This window comes from Microbacterium sp. ZW3a, from assembly GCF_057167165.1.
In genome coordinates this window covers 576,415-596,202 of record NZ_CM169903.1, presented here as the reverse complement: position 1 = coordinate 596,202, position 19,788 = coordinate 576,415, and the positions used below count along the sequence as shown (strand labels likewise).

Below are 19,788 nucleotides of genomic sequence, written 5' to 3'. Positions count from 1 at the left end.
TCGACCCTATCCGGGCGCGGTGTTCCTTCGGCGTGTCGCCCGTGGCTCACAGCTTGGCGATGGGCGCGATCTTCACGAGGAGCTTCTTGGCCCCGACGGTGTCGAAGCGCACGTGGGCGACGCGCTTCGCGCCCTCGCCCGTGATGGCATCCACGCGTCCTTCGCCGAAGTCGTCGTGACGGATGCGGTCGCCAGCGGCCAGCTCCAGGTCGCCGTTGTCGCGCACCTTGGCGGGGATGCGGTTGGGGAACTTGCTCGGGTCGGCGGGCGCGCGCTGGGGGAGCGGCACGAGGTCGTCGCCGTACCGGTTGCCCCCACTGCTCTGCCCGGGCCGGCGACCGCGCGCGTTGAGCGCTCGCGACTGGGTGCCTCCCCGCCCATTGACGTCGCCGGGCGACTGGCGCCAGTCGATGAGATCGGCCGGGATCTCTTGCAGGAACCGGCTCGGCATGGCGACGGTGACCTCGCCGAACTGGGCACGGGTCATGGCGAGCGACACGTGCAGGCGCTTGCGCGCGCGCGTGATGCCCACGTAGAACAGGCGTCGCTCCTCTTGCGGCCCGCCGGGTTCGCCTGCCGAGATGCGGTGCGGCAGCAGGTCTTCCTCGACGCCGGTGAGGAACACCGCGTCGTACTCGAGACCCTTGGCGGTGTGCAGCGTCATGAGAGACACCGATCCCGACGCGTCGTCGAGGTCGTCGGCGTCGGCCACGAGGGTGACCTCGGTGAGGAAGTCGATGACCGTGCCGTCGGGGTTGTTGCGCGCGAACTCGCGCGTGACGGCGACGAGTTCGTCGAGGTTCTCGAGGCGCGCCTCGTCTTGCGGGTCGCGGCTGGCGCGAAGGGCGTCAAAGTAGCCGCTCTTGTTCAGCAGCAGGGTGAGCCCTTCGCTGACGGAGGTCGAGGGGGCGAGCTCTCCGGATGCCGGGAGCATCAGCGCCGTCGCCTCGCTCAGCACGGCGTCGAGGTGATCGATCGCCTTCTGCAGCTTCGGGCCGACGCCCAGCTGCGGCGAGTTGGCGAGCGCGTCACGGAAGGTGATGCCGTGGTCGGTGGCGTAGCGCGCGATCGCGGTCTCGGTGACATCGCCGATGCCGCGCCGCGGCCGATTCAGGATGCGGCGGAGCGCCATCTCGTCGGCGGGGTTCGCGACGGCGACGAGGTAGGCGAGGGCGTCCTTGATCTCGGCGCGCTCGTAGAACTTGGTGCCGCCCATGATCTTGTAGGGCACCGCCGAACGAATGAAGATCTCTTCCAGCGCACGCGACTGCGAGTTGGTGCGGTAGAAGACCGCCATCTGGGCGTAGTCGACGCCCTTCCGGTGCAGCGCCTCGATTTCGTCGGCGACGAACTGCGCCTCGTCGTGCTGCGAGTAGCCGGTAAAGCCGATGATCGGGTCGCCCGCGCCGACGTCGGTCCACAGCTTCTTGTCTTTGCGGTCGAAGTTGTTCGCGATCACGGCGTTGGCGGCCGACAGGATGTTCTGCGTCGACCGGTAGTTCTGCTCGAGCAGCACGACCTTGGCACCCGGGTAGTCGCGCTCGAACTCGCTGATGTTGCGAATGTCGGCCCCGCGGAACGCGTAGATCGACTGGTCGGAGTCACCGACCACGGTGAGCGACCCCGCGCTCTCGGCGGCCGGTTCGGCCTCGAAGATCATCATGCCGCCGCCCGCCGACATCGGCTCGGCGTCGCTCCCGGGAGCGCGAGTCAGCTCGTGGATGAGCGCGTACTGCGCGTGGTTGGTGTCTTGGTACTCGTCGACCAGGATGTGGCGGAACCGCTTGCGGTAGACGTCGGCCACCTTCGGGAACGCCCGGAACAGGTAGACCGTCTGGGCGATGAGGTCGTCGAAGTCGAACGCGTTCGCGCGCTGCAGCTCGCGCTGATACGCCGAGAAGATCTCGATGAACACGCGCTCGGCCGGGTCGCTCGTGTTGGCCTGCCGCGCATACGACTCGGCATCCGCCAGCTCGTTCTTGAGCTTCGAGATGCGGCTCTGGGTGCCCGCGGGGGTAAGGCCGAACGCGTCGCCCTCGTGCTCTTTGACCAGGCGCTTGATCAGGGCGCGCGAGTCACCGGAGTCGTAGATCGTGAAGGCCTTCGTGAAGCCGAACTGCTCGGCCTCGCGTCGCAGGATACGGACGCAGGCGGAGTGGAAGGTCGAGATCCACATGCCGTCGGCGCGCTGACCGATGAGCTGGTGCACGCGCTCGCGCATCTCGCCGGCGGCCTTGTTGGTGAACGTGATCGCCAGGATCTGGCTCGGGTACGCCTCCTGCGTGCGCAGGAGCGAAGCGATGCGTCGCGTCAGCACGCTGGTCTTGCCCGAGCCGGCGCCCGCGACGATGAGAAGCGCCTGGCCGCGATAGATGACGGCCTCGCGTTGCGGCCCGTTCAGCCCCTCGAGGAGGTCGGCGTCGGGTCGGGCGTGCGAGGGCGCGGGAGCGCCGACGATGAGGGGCAGGGAGGCGTCGGTCATGGCGCCCCAAGTCTAGGCGGGGCCTCTGACACGGTGGGTCACTCGGCCGTGCGGCGCCGCCCGCGGGGGACGGCGCCGCAGGGATCGAGGATCAGCCGACCGTGCGACGACGGCGCGCGATCATCACCACGAGGCCGGCCAGCAGCAGGATGCCACCGGCCACCACGGCGCCGGTCGCGATCGTTCCACCGGTCGACGCCAGAGCCGAACCGGGAGCCGTCGCAGACGACGCGCTGATCTCCACCGGAGCCCATCCGACCAGCGTGCCGTCGAGGGCATACACCGCGATGCGGTGGGAACCCGTGACGCCGGCCGGGAGAGTGACCGCGACGCGCCCCTGGGCGTCGACTGTGGGCTCGGCCAGAAGCGTCGGGGTCGAGTACAGCCAGACCTGCACGCGCTGGCCGGCGCGATCGGCATCCACCACGACGGAGATCGGCGAGCCAGCGACCGCGGAGCCGGGGGCGCGGACGGGGCCGCGGTTGGCACCGGTCAACTGGTCACCGGGCAGCGGCTGAACGGTGCCGCCTGCCGTCGGCGTCGGCGATGCAGTCGGCGTCGGGCTCGAGATCGGCGTCGGGCTCGCAGTCGGCGTCGGCGTCGCAGTCGGCGTCGGCGTCGCAGTCGGCGTCGGCGTAGCGGTCGGCGTCGGCGTAGCGGTCGGCGTCGGCGTCGGCGTAGGCGTCGGCGTAGGCGTCGGGTCAACGGGCCCGGCGACCGTCGGCAGCCCACCCACTCGCAGCGCGCCCACGGAGAGCCCGTCGGTGAACCACCAGGCCGGCCGCGTGGACGCGCCGCCGAGAGCCACCGGCAGCGTGGCGAAGCCCTCGTTGTTGGTGTCGGGCAGCCCCGTCGGCCGCGAGATGCGGACGACATCCGGCGTGACCGTGCCGTTGAGGGTCACCTGGGCGCCGTCGCCGTGGCATCCGTCATCGCACATGGCCCACAGCACGCCGAGCGCGCTATCCCAGTCCAGCGCCATGGCCGCCGGGAGCCCGGAGGCGATCTCGGCGACGAGCGCGTGTGTTCCGTCGGCGTTCAACGCGAAGGCGTACACGTGCCCGTTGTCTTCCACGGCGGTGAAGAAGAGCCCTGCGCCGTGGCCGGGGTAGCGGGCCGGGTCGTAGAGGGCACCCGTGTTCTGGTCGATCAGTGTCGTCCGCAGGTCGGTGTCGGCGATCCACTCGACCGCCTCCAGCCCGACGTTCGCCGCCACGGCGGGGAGAGAGGCGGTGAGGTCCCACTCCTGGTTCGCGACGACGTCCGGCCCGGGTGCGGTCGGGTCGACCTTCAGCACCGTGTTGCGGTTCACGCCCTTCGCGCTGTTGTCGCGCTCGGTGGCCAGGTAGACGAAGCCGTCTCCGGCGACGGTGATGCCCTCGGCATCGGGCCCCGCGGCACCGGCGTTGCTCGCGTCCTTCGGGAAACGCGCACGCTTGCCGTTCTCCCAGCCGGTGACCGGGGTGGCCGAGCCGTCCGCGACGATCCGGAGCTTCCAGAACGTGCCCGTGCCGTTGTCGACGGCCCACAAGAACGTCCCGTCAGCCGTGATCTCACTGTCGAGGCCCGAGCTGTCCGACAGGAACGTGGGGGCCGTATCGACCACGCGGGCCTCCGACACACCCGGCCACGCGACCGCGGGGGCCTCGCACACGTTGGCCGCGCCCTTGGTCGAGGTGAAGGTGGGGCCGAACACGCCCGTGGAGTCGGGGCACCGACCCCAGGTGGCCGCCGCGTGGGCGGTCCACGTCGTGGAATCGAGGAGCGTCTCGCCCTCGAACAGGCGCACGGAGTCCGCGCCGCCGAGCCCGAAGCCGAGGTCGACACGCTCCACCACGAGGTGGCCGCGCGCGGGAAGGGTGGAGCCGGCGGGCAGCGTGTAGACGTGCGTGTCGTCGTCGTCCTTGAGCACCAGACCCGTGGCATCCACGGGCGAACCGGTCGGGTTCACCAACTCGATCCAGTCGTCCGGCGATCCGCCGTCGGACTCGACCTCGTTGATGCGCACCGGGTTTCCGCAGGCGTTCGACGCGTTCTTCGTCGACAGAGCGACATCGCGCAGCTCACCGACGCCGTCGGCGCAGCGCGCGTAGACGCCCTGAGCGTGAGCGGTCCACGAGTACTCCGCGACGGTGATGCCCGAGGCCGAGCGGATCGTGGCGGTATCGGCGCCGCCGAGACCGAACGAGAAGTGGATGCCACCGTCGAACACGAATCGCCCGCCTGGGGCCACGACCGTGCCGGCCGCCACGGGGGTGACGTCTGCGGCGTGACCGATCGGATCGTTGTCGAGCAGGATCCAGCCCGAGATGTCGAGAGGTGCAGACCCCCGGTTCACGATCTCGACCCAGTCCGTGGCGTCGCCGTTGGACTCGACCTCGTTGATCACGACGTCGGGCAGCACGCAGTCGTTGGCCGCACCGGGCGTGGGACGCGCCAGCACGAAGTCTCCGAGCCCATCGGGGCAACGGGCGAGCGTCGCCGCCGCCGTGTCCCCCTCGATCGCCGCGTGCCCCTGCCAGGGCAGCGTGTCGTCGACGAGCGTTCCGGCTGCGTCGAAGAGGCGGATGCGGTCGGCGCTGCCGATCCCGATCGGGTCGCGGAAGGCCGCGCGCACCCCGCCCACCAGGCCCTCGGTCGCCTCGTCCACGACGAGGAAGCCTCCGGCGGGCAGCGTCGTGCCGGGGAGGAACGTCCAGCGGTGGTCGTCGGAGTTGTCACGGAGCTCGTATCCGGTGAGGTCGAACGCGGTGGACCCCGGGTTGTAGAGCTCGACCCAGTCGGCCGGCTGCGAGTCGACCTCGTTCAGACGGACGCTCCCGGGGACGGAGGGGGCGGCGCAGACGTTCGCCGCACCGAGAGTGACGACGGTCGCCGGTGCCCACGCGCCGGTGCCGTCGGGGCAGCGAGCCCACGTGGCCAGCGGCGCGGTGTTGACGTACGCGTAGGAGTCGACGACTGCACCGGCGTTGTCGAAGAGCACGACCTCGTCGCCCTTGCCGAGACCGAACGGGAAGTCCGTGCCGTTGACGAGCACGAGGAAGGCCCCCGGCGCCAGAACCGTTCCGGCGGCAATCGTGCCGACCTCGCTGCGCTTGTCGTCACTCACCTTCCAGCCGCCGATGTCGACCGGAGAGGCACCGGCGTTGAAGAGCTCGATGCTGTCCGAGGGCACGCCCGAGACGGCGTCGTAGACGATCTCGTTGACGACGACGCCGGCGCCGGGCGCGGTGGTCGGGGTGGGGGTCGGCGTGGGCGAGGGTGTCGCGCTGGGAGTCGGAGTCGGGGTGGGGGTCGATCCGCCGAAGACGTTGCCCGTGCCCTTCGTGGGCTCCGCCGTGACGGTCCAGTCCGGCGAGCCGCCCGGCTGGAACCCGTACGTGGTCGCCGCGTGCGCCGTCCAGGAGCGCGAGTCCACGAGCTGACCGTTCGAGTCGAACAGGCGCGCGGAGTCCTTGCCGCCGAGCCCGAACCCGAAGTTGCCGACGCCGCCCTTCTCGTCGATGACGTACACGCCCCCGGCGGGGATCGTCGCGTCGGGACCGAAGACGAACGCGTGCGTGTCGTCGTCATCCTTGAAGGTGAACCCGGCCAACGACACCGACGACGACGACGTGTTGACGAATTCCACCCAGTCGCCGGGGGTTCCCCCGCTGGATTCGACTTCGTTGATCCGGACGCCCGCAGGCTCGGCTGCCACGGACGGGAACGGCAGAGCGACGACGGTGGCGGCGCACACGGCGCTCGCTGCCGCGGCCGCGAGGGCACGACGCAGGGTCGACATGACACTCCTCGGGAAATCGGGTCCCGCCACTGGACCACGCGCGGGTGACCACGGTCGGCCGTGCCGGTTTCCTAGGGGTGAACAGTCGTGGAGCCGAACGCGAGAGAATCGACGTATGCGCCTCATCCTCAACGTCCTCTGGCTCGTGCTGTCGGGTTTCTGGCTGTTCCTCAGCTACCTGGCGGTGGGTGTCGTGCTGTGCATCCTGATCGTCACCATTCCGTGGGGCATCGCCTCGTTCCGCATCGGCCTGTACGCCCTATGGCCCTTCGGCCGCGAGATCGTGGCGAAGCCGACCGCGGGCGTGGGGTCGTTCCTCGGCAACGTCGTCTGGGTGATCCTCGCCGGGTGGTGGCTCGCCCTCGAGCACATCATCACCGGGCTCGTGCTGTGCATCACGATCATCGGCATCCCGCTCGGAATCGCGAACTTCAAGCTCGTGCCGGTGTCGCTCATGCCGCTCGGTAAAGAGGTGCGCGACATCCGACGCGGCGGCCCGTTCGACCGCACGCTCACCGGCTGACGCGTCAGCGGGCGGATCGTCGCGCAGGAAGGGCGAGCAGGATGCCGATCACCGCGACGATCGTTCCGATCACCGCGGCGGTGATCACGAGCTCGACGGGGAGACCCTCGTCGCGCGGACCCGTCATACGCGCGAGATCCCAGGGCAGCACGCCGATCTGGTCGTTCCAGGTGCGCAACGCTCCCCCCGTGCCGACGACGGCGATGCCCGCGGAGGGGAGGGCGAACGCTGCCCCCATGCCCGCCAGGGCGACCCCCGACGCACGGCGTGCGCCGAGCTGCGCGGCCAGCGACCAGCCCGCGACGACGAAGACCCAGACGATGAGGGCGAACGAGACCGCGAGATAGAGCACGCGGACGGCGACCAGCGGCCAGAACTCGTCCCAGATTCCGTCGGGGCCCGAGAGCGCGACCGCGAGAAGCGACACGACGCAGCGCAGCACGATCGCTCCGCCCACCGCGGCGATGATCGGCCACGGCGAGCGCCCGCCGAGCAGCACGCGCACCGCGAACGCGAAGACGAGCCAGCCGGCGACCGCCACCGCGACGCTCCAGAGCGCTTGGGGTGGCGCCTGAGTGATGCGCGTCGCAACGAGCAGACCGCCGGGCACGATGATCATGAGCCAGCGATCCAGGGGCAGCACGCCGAGACTCGACTCGCGCGCGCGCCAGGGCCGCGTCGAGGCGATCCAGGTTGCTCGCGCCGCCGCGGCGCCGGGACGGCGCACCAGGCGCGTCCGCGCGGCCAGCATCCCGATCACGACCCAGGTCACCCCGAGGGCGAGCAGGATGCGCGCCGACCACTCGGTGAGCGCGTCGACCTGCCGGGGCGCGCGCGTGAACGGATCGACCAGCAGTGCCAGCACCACGCCGATCACGACCAGGCCCGCGGCGAGGGCGGCGGCCAGGATGCCTCGCCTCGCCGTCGTTGCCATGCGCCTACGTTACCGGCGACACCTGGCCGTGCCGGACTGCCCCCCCATCGAGCGTGGCGGCCCGGCACCCCGCGGCCGCGTTCACACCCGGTCGTGGAGCGTCACGTGATAGCCATCGGGGTCAGCGAACGTGAAGGTGCGACCGAAGGGGCCGTCGATCGGGGGCATGACAATGCGGGCCCCGTCGGCGACGAGCGCGTCGTGAATCGCCTGGACGTCGGTGGCGTGCAGCCAGAGCGCGACGCCGACACCGGGCTGTTCGGCGGCGTCGAGGTCGGTCCCGGGGGCGAGGGTGCGCAGAGCGAACGCGATCGGCGCGGTATCGAAGACGACGGCGTGCGGCGGGCCCGCCGGCGAGCGCACGAGTCCGAGGTGCTTCTCGTAGAACGCACGCGCGGCATCGAGGTCGCGCACCTGGAGGGAGATGAAGTCGGGTCCGGTGACGGGCATGAGAGCTCCTTGTGTGTCAGTTATCTGACATGAAGCGTATGTCAGAATACTGACATGACGCAAGAGGGCATCGACTTGGACTCGTCGCTCGGGTACCTCCTCAAGGAGGCTTCCAGCGCCCTGCGCGCGGCAATGGAGGAGGTGCTGCGCCCCCTGGGCATGACGATCACGCACTACTCGTGCCTCGAGCTGCTGGCGCAGCGTCCGGGCTCCTCGAACTCCGACCTGGCGCGGGGCGCTTTCGTCACCCGGCAGTCGATGAACGTCCTCCTCCAGTCGCTGGAGCGTGACGGCGTCGTCGAACGAGCCGACACCGCCCCCGCAGGCAAAGCACTCCCCGCCCGCTTGACCGCGAAGGGGCGGAGCAGCCTGGCAGGGGCCAGCGCCGCAGTGCGCGGGGTCGAGCGGCGGATGCTGCGCGGAATGAGCGACGACGAACAGGCCGCCGCCCTGCACGCCCTGCGATCGATGGTGCGGTCGCTCCGCGAGTGATCCGCGGATTGTGTAACAATCCATCCATGCTTCCCGCTCTCGCGGTCCTTGCCGCAGCGTTGTGCTTCGCCACGACCGGCACAGCACAAGCACTCGCCGGCGTCGACGCCTCGCCGGTGGCCGTCGGGGCCGCGCGGATCGTCGTGGGCGGCGGCATCCTGGGCCTGATCGCCCTGATGCGCGCACGCCCCGACCGACCGCGTCCGCTCGCACCGAGCAGGTCGACGGCGCTGCTCATCGCCATCGGCGCCCTCGGCGTACTCGCGTATCAGCCCCTCTTCTTCCTCGGAACGCGCGAGAACGGCGTGGCCATCGGCACGGTCGTCGCGCTCGGTTCGGCGCCGATCGCGACGGGAATCGTGGATGCCATCCGCTCGCGCCGCCTGCCGTCGGGCCGGTGGATGCTCGCCACCGCCATCGCCCTGGCCGGCGTCGTGCTGGTGTCGGGCGTGACGGGTGGCTCGGTCGCCCTCGGCCCCGGGGGACTTCTCGCCTCGGCGGGCGCCGGAATGTCGTACGCCCTCTATACGGTGTGCGGCAAGGCGCTGATCGAAAGGGGGTGGAACTCCACGAGCGTCATGGGCACCGTGTTCGGTGTCGCCGCGATCGCGAGCCTCCCCGTGCTGTTCCTCGCCGGAACGTCGTGGCTCGTCACCCCGAACGGTATGGCGCTGGCCCTGTGGCTCGGGGTCGTGACCACGGCCGTGGCGTACCTGCTGTTCGGCTGGGGCCTCGCGCGCCTGTCGGCCGTCACGGTCTCGACCCTGACGCTCGCCGAACCCCTGGGCGCGACCCTCCTCGGCCTGTTCGTCCTGCACGAGCAGCTCACGGCCGTGGGCGCCGTCGGCCTCGCTCTCATCGCGGTGGGGCTCGCCGTGGTGTCGGCTCCGTCGCGTCGGCGCGAGGGGGCTCCGGATGCCACGGCCGCGGCGTGATCCGTCGATGCTCCCGCCGGCACTGCCCCCCGCGTCTCGCGGCGCGAGGTCAGCAACGCCCGGCCCGCGCGCGGCGGATGCGGCGAAACCGCGCCCCGGCGGCACGCCCGGTCCTCGCGCGGCCGACACGGTCGCCGACGCGGTGCGCGCCGGCATCCTGTCGGGCGATCTCGCACCCGGAACGCCCCTGCGCGAGGAGGAGCTGAGCGCCGCCCACGGGGTGTCCCGCCATACCGCCCGCACGGCTCTCGCACGCCTCACGGCCGAACGTCTCGTGACCGCGGAGCCGTACCGCGGCGTGCGCGTCGCGCTCCTCGACGATGCCGCGCTCCTCGCCCTGCAGCAGTTGCGCTGTGCCCTCGAGACCGAGGCGCTGCGGATCGTCCGCGACCGTGGCATCCATCCCCCCGATGTCGATGACGCGCTCGATGCCCTCGCCGCGGCCGAGGCCTCGGGAGACTGGCCCGCCACCCTCGAGGCGCACGCCCGCGTGCATCTCGCACTCGTGGATGCCGCCGAGTCACCGCGCATTGCCGAGGAGTACCGCCGCCTCGACTCCGAGATGCACCTCCTGCTCACGCAGGTGCGGCCCGCCTACGGCGCCGGCGAGCTCGACGCCGAGCACCGGGCCTACATCGAGGCGGCGCTCACCGATCCCGAACGGGCGGTGCGGGCACATCTCGATCATTCGACGCGGGCGATTCTGGAGGGGCGTCGCGCGCCGTGAGCGGCGGCGGTGGAATGATGGCGGTCAGTCAGACCTGGGGGGGCTCCATGACATTCCGTATCCAACCGCCGATCGGGCGGCCCATCATCTCCGCGGTGACCGGGACGAACGGAAAGACCAGCGTCGCCACCGCAACGCAGCAGCTGATGAGACGCATCGGCTGGCGGGTAGCGGGGTACGACTCGACCGGGGTGACGGAGGTCGACGGCACTCTTCGCGAGAGCAGGGTTCGCCGATCCCCCGACTACCTGCCCGAGCTGATCGACGCGCAGGCGCGGGCGGGTGCGCAGGCGCTCTCGATCGAGGCGTTCGTGGGCATTCTGGCCGACGGGTTGTTCGACCGGGTCTCTGTCGACACGGCCGTCTCGACGGGACTCGAGCGCGACCACATCGACGTGCACCGCAGCGTCGAGGGGTACTGGAACGCCAAACTCCGACTCTTCCGGGAGTACCTCCAGCCTGACGGGCTCGCGATCATCGCCGCCGACTCCGCGCAGGGAGACCTGGTTCGCGAGGCGGTGAACCGTCGAGGAATCCGGTTGATCGTCGTGGGCGACGGGGGTGATGTGTGCACCGAGCGCGTCAGCGAAGAGGCCGGGCGCCTCGTCGGAACGCTGCGCATCGAAGGCGCGGCGCACCGCATCTCGCTTCCCACCGTGCATGCGGTGGCGGTGACCAACCTGCTCCTCGCGGCGGCCGCCGTGATCGGGGCCGGCGGCGAACCCGCGGCCGTCGCCGACGCGCTCGCCCACGTCGAGCCTCCGCCCGGGCGGCTTCAGCTCATCGCCGAGAAAGACGGAGTGACGGCGATGGTCGACACCGCCCACAACCCCGGCGCCCTGAGGGTCGCGCTTCGCGCGGTCCGCTCACGCACCACAGGCCGGGTCATTCTCGTGTTCGGCGCCGGCGGCGAGCGGGATCGCGGCAAGCGCGCGCACATGGGGTCGATCGCCGCCGAACTCGCCGACGTCGTCGTGTTGACCGACGACAACCCGCGACGGGAACCGCCGGATCGCATTCGCGCCGAAGTCCGCGCGGGAATTCCGGATGCCATCGAAATACCGTCGAGAATGGATGCCATTCACGCGGCGCTCCAGATGGCGCAACCGGGCGACCTCGTGCTCGTCGCCGGGAAAGGCGACGAGACCACCCAAATCGTGGCCACCGGAAAGGTGCCGCACGACGATCGGGAGATCCTCAGGCGAGCGCTCTCCTAAAGAAGAGGCGCTCCCTGCTTAGATGACGTACCCACCGTCGGGGTCATACCCGCCGTCCGGGTCATACCCGCCATCCGGGTCGTATCCACCGTCCGGGTCATACCCGCCATCCGGGTCGTATCCACCGTCCGGGTCGTAACCACCGTCCGGATCGTAGCCACCGTCCGGGTCGTATTCGGATGCGTTGCTGGTCATGATGCCCCCTCATATCGCGACTGCACGTCACCGCTGATTCAACGCCCGTGGCGGCAGGCATCGCAAGAGCCCACGGAAAACTCGTTCGAACGCTCGACCCGCGGGTGACACGGAGAGAAATGAAGAGTTACTTCCCGCAACGTGGGGTGCGCTGCGACCGGCCCGCGGTTAGCGTGAGGGCACATCGCGGCGATCCGGGCGGTCCCGGGCCTCGGCTCATAACCGAAGGCGTGGCGGGTTCGACTCCCGCCGTCGCGTCCACGTCACGGCGCGCGAGACCCGTGTCCCGGCTGCTCACAAAAGGGCACGCGGCCTGCGGCGCAGCCATGCCCTGATCACGCGCGAGCCATTCCCGCACCGCTGCTCCCGTCACCCCTGCCGCCCCTTCCACCGCGGGTTCAGCTTGTTGATCACGAACACCCGCCCGCGTCGGCGCACCACCTGCGCACCGGGCTGGTTCTTGAGGGACTTTAGCGAGTTGCGGACCTTCATGGCATCCTTTTGTTGATAACGGTTCTCAATAACAAGGTAGGGTGTTGCACGGCCAGAGACAAACGAGGGGTGGATGCCATGGACACGACGATCGTCACGATGGGCGTGTGCGCGCCCGAACGCCGGGCCTACGCCGAGCGCACCGCCGCCACCCTCGGCCGACCGCTGCACCTGCTGCGCTCCCGCGACCTGCGCGCCGCGCACGCTCTCCCGGAGCCTCGGACCCGCGCGGTCGATGAGCCCGCGGTCGTCGACCTCGGCACCGATGTCGACCTCATCCACGCGATCGTCGCGCGGGGCGGCGTCCAGGTCGAGGCCGTGTGCGTGGTCGACGCCCGGCACATGATCGGCGACCTGCTCGACGACGCGCCACTGGTGGCATCCCCGTCTCCGGGGGACGCCCGCGGCGACGTTGGCGCTCGCGCGCGTCAGGCAGCTCTCGCGCTGGAGCTCGCGACGCGCATCGTGTGGGTGAACTGGGAACAGGTGCCCACGGCGGCACTCGCGGTGCAGATGGCCCTCGCGTCGCACCTCAACCCCGGCGCGACGCTCCGACTCTCGCGCGACCCGCGCGCCGATCTGCACGCCGCCGAGCCCCGGCCCGACGAGAGCGAGCTGCTCGAACGCGCGGGGTGGGTGCGCGCGCTCAACAACGAGCACGATCCGTACATGCGCGACAACCGCGTGCGCACGCTGCGGTACGACCAGGTGCGTCCCTTCCACCCTGCTCGTCTGCAGACGGCGCTCGATCGCCTGGACGACGGCGCGGCCGGACGCCTCGTGCGCTCGGCCGGATTCTGCCGCGTCGCCTCGCGTCCTGGCATCCTGGCCCGCTGGGAGCACGTCGGGTCGGCAATGTGGATCGAACCGATCGGCACCGATGACGGGCGTATGGGCCTCGGGCAAGAGATCGCGTTCACCGGCCTCGACCTCTCGGCGCCGAAGCTGCGGCACGTGCTCGACCTGGCTGCGCTGACCGACGACGAACTCGCCGCCGGCCCAGAGGCGTGGGCGCGGTTCGAGGATCCACTCCCCGCCTGGCCGGCCGCCGAGTCCGCGATCCCGGATGCCACCGACTGACACCTGTCAAGCCGCTCGCCGCGCCGCGACGAATGGGGCACCGTGGCCTGCATGAGCACCCCTGATCTCCCCACCCGCCACTCCGACGACGCGCACGCCGACAGCGGAGCGCCCACCGACGCCGTCACCGACGACGTTCGCGAAGACGCCGCCGAGTCGGAAGAGAACGTCGACCTCGACGACCACACCGGCGACGACGTCGACGCCGATCACCCCACCGGTCCGAACTTCCCCGCCAGCGAGGGACACGCCTGACCACGAGCACGATGATCGGCACCTCCGGGTGGCGGTATCCGCGCTGGCGAGGCGACTTCTACCCGCACGGACTCGTCCAGCGGAAAGAGCTGTCGTACCTCGCCGAGCGGATGCCGAGCGTGGAGCTCAACGGCTCCTTCTACTCGCTCCAGCGCCCCGAGAGCTATCAGCGCTGGCGCTCGGAGGTGCCGGAGGGCTTCGTCTTCGCGGTGAAGGGGTCGCGGTACGTCACGCACATGCTGCGGCTCCGGAACACCGACGCAGCCGTGGCGAACTTCTTCGCCTCGGGTGTCCTCGCGCTCGGCCCGACGCTCGGACCGATCCTGTGGCAGCTCCCCGAGCGGGTGGAGTTCGACCCCGATGTTCTCGGCGCTTTTCTTCGCCGCCTCCCGCGCACGACGGGTGAGGCGCTCGATCTCGCCCGCGCACACGATGCCCGACTCGACGGCCGGTCGTGGCTCGAGATCGAGGCCGACGTTCCCCTGCGCTACGCCCTCGAACCGCGGTCTTCGACATTCGGCGACCCGCGCGCCGCGGAGATCCTGCGCGAGCACGACGTCGCCCTGGTTGACGCGACACCGCCGGCCGCTGGCCCGCCTTCGACGCGGTGACCGCCGACCACGTGTACGTCCGGCTCCACGGCTCGACGGAGCTCTACGCCAGCGGCTACACCGAAGCCGAGCTCGACGCCTGGGCCGATCGCATCCGGGGCTGGCACTCCGAGACCGACCGACCAGGGCGTCCTCGCGAGGTGTTCGTCTACTTCGACAACGACGCGCGCGGGCGCGCCCCGCACGACGCGATCGCGCTGGCCGAACGACTGCGCTGACCGCGCGAGCCGCGACGACGAGCGCCCCGCACCGTCAGGCGCCCCGCCGCGCCATCGCCGCCGCGCCCTCCCCGCCCCGCGCGGTCAGGCGATGCGCGTGCCCGGGGGCAGTCGACGCGCCGGCGTCCGCGTCCGCGAGATGCCCCACGCGAGCAGTCCACCGGCCACGAGCAGCTGCGCGAACAGACCGACGAACCAGCTCGGCACCGTGCCGGCGACCCGGTCTTCCGGGGATTCATCGGAGAGCGATGTGCCGCCGCAGCTGTCGTACACGGGCTCGAGATCGGGCGGGAGTTGGGCGATGCGCACGCCATACGCGATCTGCGAGAACAGGTCGGTCGGGTTTCCGTACGGGTCATACGTCGGCGGGGTGGCGTCGGCCAGAATGACGAACGGGTTCGCCGCGAGCACCCACCAAACGCGGTCGAAACGGGGAACCTCACTCGTGTACGTCGAGGTGGTGCACCCGATCTCGCTCAGCGAGGGGCACTCGGCCGATCCCCCTTCGAGGTACGGGTCGCACCCGGTGGGCACCGAGTCCCAGTCGACGTCGCGCGTGGTGACCGTCTGCTCGGAGCGAAGCGCCGCGCCGCCGAGCCCGAACGCGATCAGCGTCCCCACCGTGAGCGCCGCCACGACCAGGTAGGTGCCGGCGACCGAGAAGATCGGACGTGCCACGACCGCGCTGAATCCCACACCGATCGCCGCAACGATCCCGACCTCGAGAACCAGGATGCCGAGCGACGAGGCGATCACCGCGGCATTCAGTTCACCGGCAATGGTCGCCACGACGAGGAACGGGAGGGCGACGACGAGGAACGCCAGCCCCGAGATCCACGCGGCGAGGAACTTGCCGAGGATGATCTCCGAGGTCGTGACCTGCGTCACCTGCACGGGCGCAAGCGTCGCGGCATCCCGGTCGCCGTTGACGGCGCTTCCGCTCAGGGTCGGTGAGACCAGCAGCACCAGGAGCAGCACCAGCATGATGACGAGCGAGAAGAACCACTGGTTGCCACCGGTGGTGAGCGCGAACGCCGCGAACGACAGCACCATCACGCCGAGGAGGATCACGGCGAAGATGCCGAGCAGCACGTACCAGCCGACCGAGCGCACCCGCTGGCGCAGCTCGATACCGATGATCGTGCGGAGGCGGTGGAGGCTCATGCGCGGCTCCCCTCGTCGGTCGTCGTATCGGCACGGTGGTCGCGCAGATCGAGGAAGGCGTGCTCGAGATCGCCCACGGCCGGGGCGAACTCCACCACGGGGACTCCGGCGCCGATGAGCGAGCGCAAGCCCGCGACCGCGCCCGCGTCGTCGGTGAACGGCACGAGCAGATCGCGACGGTCGGTGCCGACCTCGTCGACGCTCCGCCCGAGCGCTGCCGCGACGGCGGCGCGGTCGTCGTCGATCCCCCGCGACGCGTCGGTCAGCAGACGCACTCGCCAGGCCCTCGCGCGCGTGGCGGCGGCGGCCACGCGCTCCGCGCCGACGGTACGCCCGTCGACCATGAAGACCGCGTCGTCGACGACCTCTTCGAGTTCGGACAGCACGTGGCTCGAGATCAGGATCGTGCGGCCCTCGCCGGCGAGCCGGCGGAGCAACACGCGCAGCGCGATCCGCGCCTGCGGGTCGAGACCCGACGCCGGCTCGTCGAGCAGCAGCACCCGCGGGTCGTGCACGAGCGCTCGCGCCAACGCGAGGCGCTGCTTCTGTCCGCGCGAGAGCACCCGGGCCGGCGACCCGGCGAGCGCGGCGAGGTCGACGAGGTCGAGCAGCTCATCGGCGCGGGTCCGCGCTGCGGCGCGCGGCAGATCGTAGAGCTGGGCGGTGGCGACGAGAACCTCGCGCGCGGTGAGGCTGGGCCACGCGCCCAGGGAGTCTGGCATCCACCCCAGAAGCCGTCGCGCCGCCGCCGGGTCGGTGACCGGGTCGACCCCGCCGATGCGCATGTCGCCCGCATCGGGCTGCAGCAGCGACGCGAGCATGAGCAGCAGCGTCGTCTTGCCCGATCCGTTCGGGCCCACGAGCCCCGTCACTCGCCCCGGTGCAGCCCGGAAACTCACGTCTTGCACGGCTGCCACGGCGCCGAACGAGCGCCGAACCCCGGTCGCCTGGATCCCCACGTCCCCCACGTCCATACGACCCACCCTACGGGGGACCGCCGACATGTCCAGGGCGAAGGTCAGGATGCCGCGAGCGCGCGGCCGAGTGCGTCGCCCGAGGTCCAGGCCGTCCGCACGGCCGCCGATTCGCCCCACGCGTCGCCGCACATCGACAGCCCCGGCGTGCGCAGGAAGGGCTGGCCCATCGTGCGCGTCGGACGCGCGAACGTCCAGCGATGAGCGTGCGCCGAGGACGGCTCCTCCGCGACGCCGAGCACCCGACGCGTCGCGGCGATCACCGGTGCGATCGCGGCATCCGGGTCGTCGAGGTGACGACGCGCACGCTCGCCCGTGGTGTGCACGACCAGCACCGGAGCGCCGTCGCCGCGGCGGTCGCCGTCGTCGGCGATGAAGGCGATATCGGGGTCGTCGTTGACGAACGCCCCGTGCAGGTCGGCATCCCACCGCCGGTCGTCCCAGCGCAGCACGACGGCGATCACGGGCTCCCACTCCTGGGCACCGCCGGGAGTCTCGCCGACGAGGCGCGCGGCCTGGGGGCCGGGCATGGCCAGCACCACTTCACCGGCGTCCTCCCCGTCGACGCGGAACGGCGCCACGTGCGCGACGGCGCGCTCGGACACGACATCGAGTCCCACGGCCAGATCGAGGGCGAGGGAGCGGAAGCCTCGCGGAGCCGCCCACCGGAGCGGCCCCGTCTTGCGCGTCACCGACCCGTCGACGTCGATCGCCGAGAACGTGTCAGTCCAGCGCCGGGCGAGTCCGCGGCGCTCCCAGTCGGCGACCACGCGCCCGAACTCCCCGTCGTCGGCAACGACGTACGACGCACCCAGATCGACGGCCCGCCCCTCGATCGTGCGACTCGACAGCCGCCCGCCGGGGCCTCGGCCGCGATCGAGCACGCGCACCGACTTTCCGGCATCCCGCACCGCCCGCGCGCACGCGAGCCCCGAGATTCCGCCGCCGACCACCGTCACATGCACCGTCATGGATGCCATCCTCGCGCGCCGCCCCGCCGCACCGCTCGGGGTTGCGCCCGGTCACGTCCCGGCGAAGAACTCCACGCCCAGGTCGGAATGGTCGACGAACACCCCGTCGAGCTGCGCGTCGCGCAGCACCGACCACTCCTGCCGCCAGTCGCCGAACGCCGCCTTCCCCCCGGGCAGGCGAAACTCCGGGAGCAGAAAGGCGTTCTCGGGGCGGCAGGTCCAGGTGAACACGCGCAATCCTCGATCCCGTGCGTCGGCGACGAAGGGCGCCGGCCCCCGGGCGCGGCCGAGACGATCGGGGTCGAGAATCAGACGCTTATCGGGGCTGATGCCGTCGACCTGCTGGGCCAGATCGTCCAGCCCCGCGCGGGTCAGCATCGACGCGTACGACGCCGCGTCGGCCCCGTCCCGCGCGCGCAGGTCCCAGGGCGCCCCCTCGTGCTCGATCAACTGCACGAGAGGAACCCGGATGCCACGCTCCCGCAGCCGCGCGAGCACGAGGGGCTCGAACGACTCGATGACCAGGCCCTCGGCATCCCCCCACCCCGCCGCGCGCAACTCGGCGTCGACCAGCTCGGCCATGTCGAACCCGAGACGGGCGAACGCCGCCGCGTGCTTGATCTCGAGCACGACGCCGACCCCGCCCGCGCGCGCGAGGTCGAGCACATCGCGCAGCAGGAGCACCGGCTCGGTGTCGTCGTGGGCGGCACTCGCGGGTCTCAGTGCGGGGATCCGCTCTCGGCAGCGCAGCGAGACGAGTTCGGCCGCGGTGAAATCTTCGGTGAACCACCCCGTCAGGCGCTCGCCGTCGACCGTCTTGGTGGTGCGCCGGGAGGAGAATTCGGCGCGGGTCGCGACGTCGGTCGTCGTGCCGATCTCGTTCTCGTGCCGCACGACGAGCACGCCGTCTTTCGTCGGCACGACGTCGGGTTCGACGGCATCCACTCCGTCAGCGATGGCCCGCGCGTAGGACGACCGCGAATGCTCGGGCAGGTACCCGGGAGCACCGCGATGACCGATGATCAGGGGGCGGTTCAGGGGCACTCGCCCAGGCTATCCACGGGGCCGTTCGCGAGCGGATCGCTCATAGCAGAATCCCAGTCGGCACAAGGATTCTCGCGGCCTCCTCGGCTAGTGTTGTCTGACAGCACGGTGCTGTGATCACCAGTTTTTGGAGTGTGAGTCCCTGTGGCCCTCAACAACCCGGCCTTCAACACCCCGGCGTTCCAGGACCCTCGTGCCGGCGCCCAGACCCGTTACAGCCCTCCCCCGGCGAACACCGCAGCCGCGGCGGCTGAGACCGCCAACATCGAGGGCATGTACGCAGCCCCGTCGGCGGGCGCGGTGCAGACCGACCGCATGACGGTCGAAGACACCGTCTTCAAGACGATCGGCCTGTTCGCCATCCTCGTCGTCACCGCCGTCGTCGGCTGGATCTGGACGATGAGCACGGTCACGGTCGCCAACCCCAGCCCCAACGCCCTGCCGATGATCATCGGTGGCCTCGGCGGCTTCGTGCTTGCGATGGTCGCGATCTTCAAGAAGAAGCCGTCCGTCCCCGTCTTCATCGCTTACGCGGCCTTCGAGGGTCTCTTCGTCGGCGGTATCTCGTCGTTCTTCGAGTTCCTCTACCCGGGCATCGTGGTGCAGGCCACCCTCGCGACCCTCTCGGTCGTCGGTGTGACTCTCGCCCTCTTCGCGAGCGGCAAGATCCGCGCCTCCAAGCGCGCCACCAAGATCTTCATGATCGCGATGGTCGGCTACCTCGTGTTCAGCCTCGTGAACCTCGGCCTGATGCTCTTCAACGTGCCCCTCGCCGGTGGCGCGTTCGGCCTCCGCAGCTCCATCGAGATCTTCGGCATCCCGCTCGGTGTCATCATCGGCGTCTTCGTGGTCATCATGGCCGCTTACTCGCTGGTGCTCGACTTCGACCAGATCCAGCGCGGCGTCCGCAACGGCGCCCCGCGCGTCTACGGCTGGGTCGGCGCCTTCGGCATCATGGTCACCGTCGTGTGGCTGTACGTCGAGATCCTGCGCATCCTCGCGATCCTGCGCGGCAACAACTGACGCACCGTCTCGCACGAAGGGCCGTCCCGTTTCGGGGCGGCCCTTCGTCGTTGCCGCGCGCGTCCCGCGCCCCGCGCCCCACCACACGAGTGTCCAAGACACGCCGCTACGCGGAGTCGGCATCCGGCGTGTCTTGGACACTCAACGCGCGGGCGGCACCGACCCGGCGCCACGCAAGGGGCACCACCACCGGGCACGGCGGGGCTAGCCTCGCCGC

18 protein-coding genes, 1 tRNA gene and 1 pseudogene are annotated in these 19,788 nt (G+C 70.8%); 10 read left to right on the top strand and 10 right to left on the bottom strand.

The genetic code is table 11. The features are described from left to right. Positions 1–46: 46 nt before the first annotated feature. Both ACU6WY_RS02840 and ACU6WY_RS02835 read right to left on the bottom strand, forming a co-directional pair. Positions 47–2,482 carry an ATP-dependent helicase gene (locus ACU6WY_RS02840; RefSeq protein ID WP_483820953.1) on the bottom strand — a complete coding sequence of 812 codons (2,436 nt, stop codon included), beginning with the start codon at positions 2,480–2,482 and terminating at the stop codon, positions 47–49. Positions 2,483–2,573: 91 nt separating this feature from the next. Continuing rightward, a complete protein-coding gene (locus ACU6WY_RS02835; protein WP_483820952.1) occupies positions 2,574–6,266 on the bottom strand; it encodes a lamin tail domain-containing protein in 3,693 nt (1,230 codons plus the stop codon). A gap of 115 nt (positions 6,267–6,381) precedes the next feature. On the opposite strand from ACU6WY_RS02835, the gene ACU6WY_RS02830 reads away from it, so the two are divergent. Beyond that, positions 6,382–6,789, top strand: coding sequence for a YccF domain-containing protein (locus tag ACU6WY_RS02830; RefSeq protein ID WP_483820951.1), 408 nt, complete (start codon positions 6,382–6,384; stop codon positions 6,787–6,789). Between the two features lie 4 nt (positions 6,790–6,793). Here ACU6WY_RS02830 and ACU6WY_RS02825 read toward each other — a convergent pair whose 3' ends face one another. Both ACU6WY_RS02825 and ACU6WY_RS02820 read right to left on the bottom strand, forming a co-directional pair. Next, complete coding sequence (locus ACU6WY_RS02825; RefSeq protein ID WP_483820950.1) at positions 6,794–7,723, bottom strand: hypothetical protein; 930 nt, start codon at positions 7,721–7,723, stop codon at positions 6,794–6,796. An 81-nt stretch (positions 7,724–7,804) separates the two neighbouring features. Continuing rightward, positions 7,805–8,173 carry a VOC family protein gene (locus tag ACU6WY_RS02820; protein ID WP_483820949.1) on the bottom strand — a complete coding sequence of 123 codons (369 nt, stop codon included), beginning with the start codon at positions 8,171–8,173 and terminating at the stop codon, positions 7,805–7,807. Positions 8,174–8,227: 54 nt separating this feature from the next. On the opposite strand from ACU6WY_RS02820, the gene ACU6WY_RS02815 reads away from it, so the two are divergent. The 4 genes from ACU6WY_RS02815 to ACU6WY_RS02800 are packed head-to-tail and all read left to right on the top strand — an operon-like array spanning position 8,228 to position 11,544. Continuing rightward, the gene (locus ACU6WY_RS02815) at positions 8,228–8,665 is read left to right on the top strand and encodes a MarR family winged helix-turn-helix transcriptional regulator (protein ID WP_483820948.1); all 438 of its coding nucleotides are present in this window, start codon (positions 8,228–8,230) and stop codon (positions 8,663–8,665) included. A gap of 26 nt (positions 8,666–8,691) precedes the next feature. Continuing rightward, positions 8,692–9,600: a DMT family transporter gene (locus tag ACU6WY_RS02810; protein WP_483820947.1), complete on the top strand. Its 909-nt coding sequence runs from the start codon at positions 8,692–8,694 to the stop codon at positions 9,598–9,600. 7 nt (positions 9,601–9,607) lie between these two features. After that, positions 9,608–10,327, top strand: a complete 720-nt coding sequence (locus tag ACU6WY_RS02805) for a GntR family transcriptional regulator (RefSeq protein WP_483820946.1) — start codon at positions 9,608–9,610, stop codon at positions 10,325–10,327. 47 nt (positions 10,328–10,374) lie between these two features. After that, a complete protein-coding gene (locus ACU6WY_RS02800; protein ID WP_483820945.1) occupies positions 10,375–11,544 on the top strand; it encodes a Mur ligase family protein in 1,170 nt (389 codons plus the stop codon). An 18-nt stretch (positions 11,545–11,562) separates the two neighbouring features. Here the strand turns inward: ACU6WY_RS02800 and ACU6WY_RS02795 are convergent, their stop codons facing one another. Then, a complete protein-coding gene (locus tag ACU6WY_RS02795) occupies positions 11,563–11,739 on the bottom strand; it encodes a hypothetical protein (protein ID WP_292901379.1) in 177 nt (58 codons plus the stop codon). Positions 11,740–11,924: 185 nt separating this feature from the next. Here ACU6WY_RS02795 and ACU6WY_RS02790 point away from each other — a divergent pair. After that, positions 11,925–12,000: transfer RNA gene (locus tag ACU6WY_RS02790), tRNA-Met, on the top strand. A 108-nt stretch (positions 12,001–12,108) separates the two neighbouring features. Here ACU6WY_RS02790 and ykgO read toward each other — a convergent pair. Beyond that, on the bottom strand, positions 12,109–12,231 hold the full coding sequence (gene ykgO / locus ACU6WY_RS02785) for a type B 50S ribosomal protein L36 (protein ID WP_077050572.1): 123 nt from the start codon (positions 12,229–12,231) through the stop codon (positions 12,109–12,111). A gap of 78 nt (positions 12,232–12,309) precedes the next feature. Between ykgO and ACU6WY_RS02780 the strand changes: the two genes are divergently transcribed. The 3 genes and pseudogenes from ACU6WY_RS02780 (at position 12,310) to ACU6WY_RS02770 (ending at position 14,395) form a co-directional block, all read left to right on the top strand. Continuing rightward, positions 12,310–13,311 carry a GTP-binding protein gene (locus tag ACU6WY_RS02780; protein ID WP_483820944.1) on the top strand — a complete coding sequence of 334 codons (1,002 nt, stop codon included), beginning with the start codon at positions 12,310–12,312 and terminating at the stop codon, positions 13,309–13,311. A 51-nt stretch (positions 13,312–13,362) separates the two neighbouring features. Continuing rightward, positions 13,363–13,566, top strand: a complete 204-nt coding sequence (locus ACU6WY_RS02775; RefSeq protein WP_483820943.1) for a hypothetical protein — start codon at positions 13,363–13,365, stop codon at positions 13,564–13,566. An 11-nt stretch (positions 13,567–13,577) separates the two neighbouring features. Continuing rightward, positions 13,578–14,395 (top strand): annotated as a pseudogene (locus tag ACU6WY_RS02770) (DUF72 domain-containing protein). Between the two features lie 84 nt (positions 14,396–14,479). Here the strand turns inward: ACU6WY_RS02770 and ACU6WY_RS02765 are convergent. Genes ACU6WY_RS02765 through ACU6WY_RS02750 form a run of 4 tightly spaced genes read right to left on the bottom strand, consistent with a single transcriptional unit; the run spans position 14,480 to position 18,548 of the window. Continuing rightward, on the bottom strand, positions 14,480–15,559 hold the full coding sequence (locus ACU6WY_RS02765; RefSeq protein WP_483820942.1) for an ABC transporter permease: 1,080 nt from the start codon (positions 15,557–15,559) through the stop codon (positions 14,480–14,482). After that, entirely contained in the window at positions 15,556–16,533 is a 978-nt protein-coding gene (locus tag ACU6WY_RS02760) for an ABC transporter ATP-binding protein (protein ID WP_483820941.1), read from the bottom strand. The genes ACU6WY_RS02765 and ACU6WY_RS02760 overlap by 4 nt, the downstream gene beginning before the upstream one ends. Positions 16,534–16,577: 44 nt before the next feature. After that, positions 16,578–17,504: an NAD(P)/FAD-dependent oxidoreductase gene (locus ACU6WY_RS02755; protein WP_483820940.1), complete on the bottom strand. Its 927-nt coding sequence runs from the start codon at positions 17,502–17,504 to the stop codon at positions 16,578–16,580. 51 nt (positions 17,505–17,555) lie between these two features. After that, positions 17,556–18,548, bottom strand: coding sequence for a glycerophosphodiester phosphodiesterase family protein (locus ACU6WY_RS02750; RefSeq protein WP_483820939.1), 993 nt, complete (start codon positions 18,546–18,548; stop codon positions 17,556–17,558). 144 nt (positions 18,549–18,692) lie between these two features. Here ACU6WY_RS02750 and ACU6WY_RS02745 point away from each other — a divergent pair, with 144 nt between their 5' ends. Continuing rightward, entirely contained in the window at positions 18,693–19,571 is an 879-nt protein-coding gene (locus ACU6WY_RS02745) for a Bax inhibitor-1/YccA family protein (protein ID WP_292901360.1), read from the top strand. Positions 19,572–19,788: the final 217 nt, after the last annotated feature.

Bases quoted from the DNA above. Each gene is read 5' to 3' on its own strand.
- ACU6WY_RS02840 (WP_483820953.1), bottom strand. From the start codon at position 2,482: ATGACCGACGCCTCCCTGCCCCTCATCGTCGGCGCTCCCGCGCCCTCG.
- ACU6WY_RS02835 (WP_483820952.1), bottom strand. From the start codon at position 6,266: ATGTCGACCCTGCGTCGTGCCCTCGCGGCCGCGGCAGCGAGCGCCGTG.
- ACU6WY_RS02830 (WP_483820951.1), top strand. From the start codon at position 6,382: ATGCGCCTCATCCTCAACGTCCTCTGGCTCGTGCTGTCGGGTTTCTGG.
- ACU6WY_RS02825 (WP_483820950.1), bottom strand. From the start codon at position 7,723: ATGGCAACGACGGCGAGGCGAGGCATCCTGGCCGCCGCCCTCGCCGCG.
- ACU6WY_RS02820 (WP_483820949.1), bottom strand. From the start codon at position 8,173: ATGCCCGTCACCGGACCCGACTTCATCTCCCTCCAGGTGCGCGACCTC.
- ACU6WY_RS02815 (WP_483820948.1), top strand. From the start codon at position 8,228: ATGACGCAAGAGGGCATCGACTTGGACTCGTCGCTCGGGTACCTCCTC.
- ACU6WY_RS02810 (WP_483820947.1), top strand. From the start codon at position 8,692: ATGCTTCCCGCTCTCGCGGTCCTTGCCGCAGCGTTGTGCTTCGCCACG.
- ACU6WY_RS02805 (WP_483820946.1), top strand. From the start codon at position 9,608: ATGCTCCCGCCGGCACTGCCCCCCGCGTCTCGCGGCGCGAGGTCAGCA.
- ACU6WY_RS02800 (WP_483820945.1), top strand. From the start codon at position 10,375: ATGACATTCCGTATCCAACCGCCGATCGGGCGGCCCATCATCTCCGCG.
- ACU6WY_RS02795 (WP_292901379.1), bottom strand. From the start codon at position 11,739: ATGACCAGCAACGCATCCGAATACGACCCGGACGGTGGCTACGATCCG.
- ykgO (WP_077050572.1), bottom strand. From the start codon at position 12,231: ATGAAGGTCCGCAACTCGCTAAAGTCCCTCAAGAACCAGCCCGGTGCG.
- ACU6WY_RS02780 (WP_483820944.1), top strand. From the start codon at position 12,310: ATGGACACGACGATCGTCACGATGGGCGTGTGCGCGCCCGAACGCCGG.
- ACU6WY_RS02775 (WP_483820943.1), top strand. From the start codon at position 13,363: ATGAGCACCCCTGATCTCCCCACCCGCCACTCCGACGACGCGCACGCC.
- ACU6WY_RS02765 (WP_483820942.1), bottom strand. From the start codon at position 15,559: ATGAGCCTCCACCGCCTCCGCACGATCATCGGTATCGAGCTGCGCCAG.
- ACU6WY_RS02760 (WP_483820941.1), bottom strand. From the start codon at position 16,533: ATGGACGTGGGGGACGTGGGGATCCAGGCGACCGGGGTTCGGCGCTCG.
- ACU6WY_RS02755 (WP_483820940.1), bottom strand. From the start codon at position 17,504: ATGACGGTGCATGTGACGGTGGTCGGCGGCGGAATCTCGGGGCTCGCG.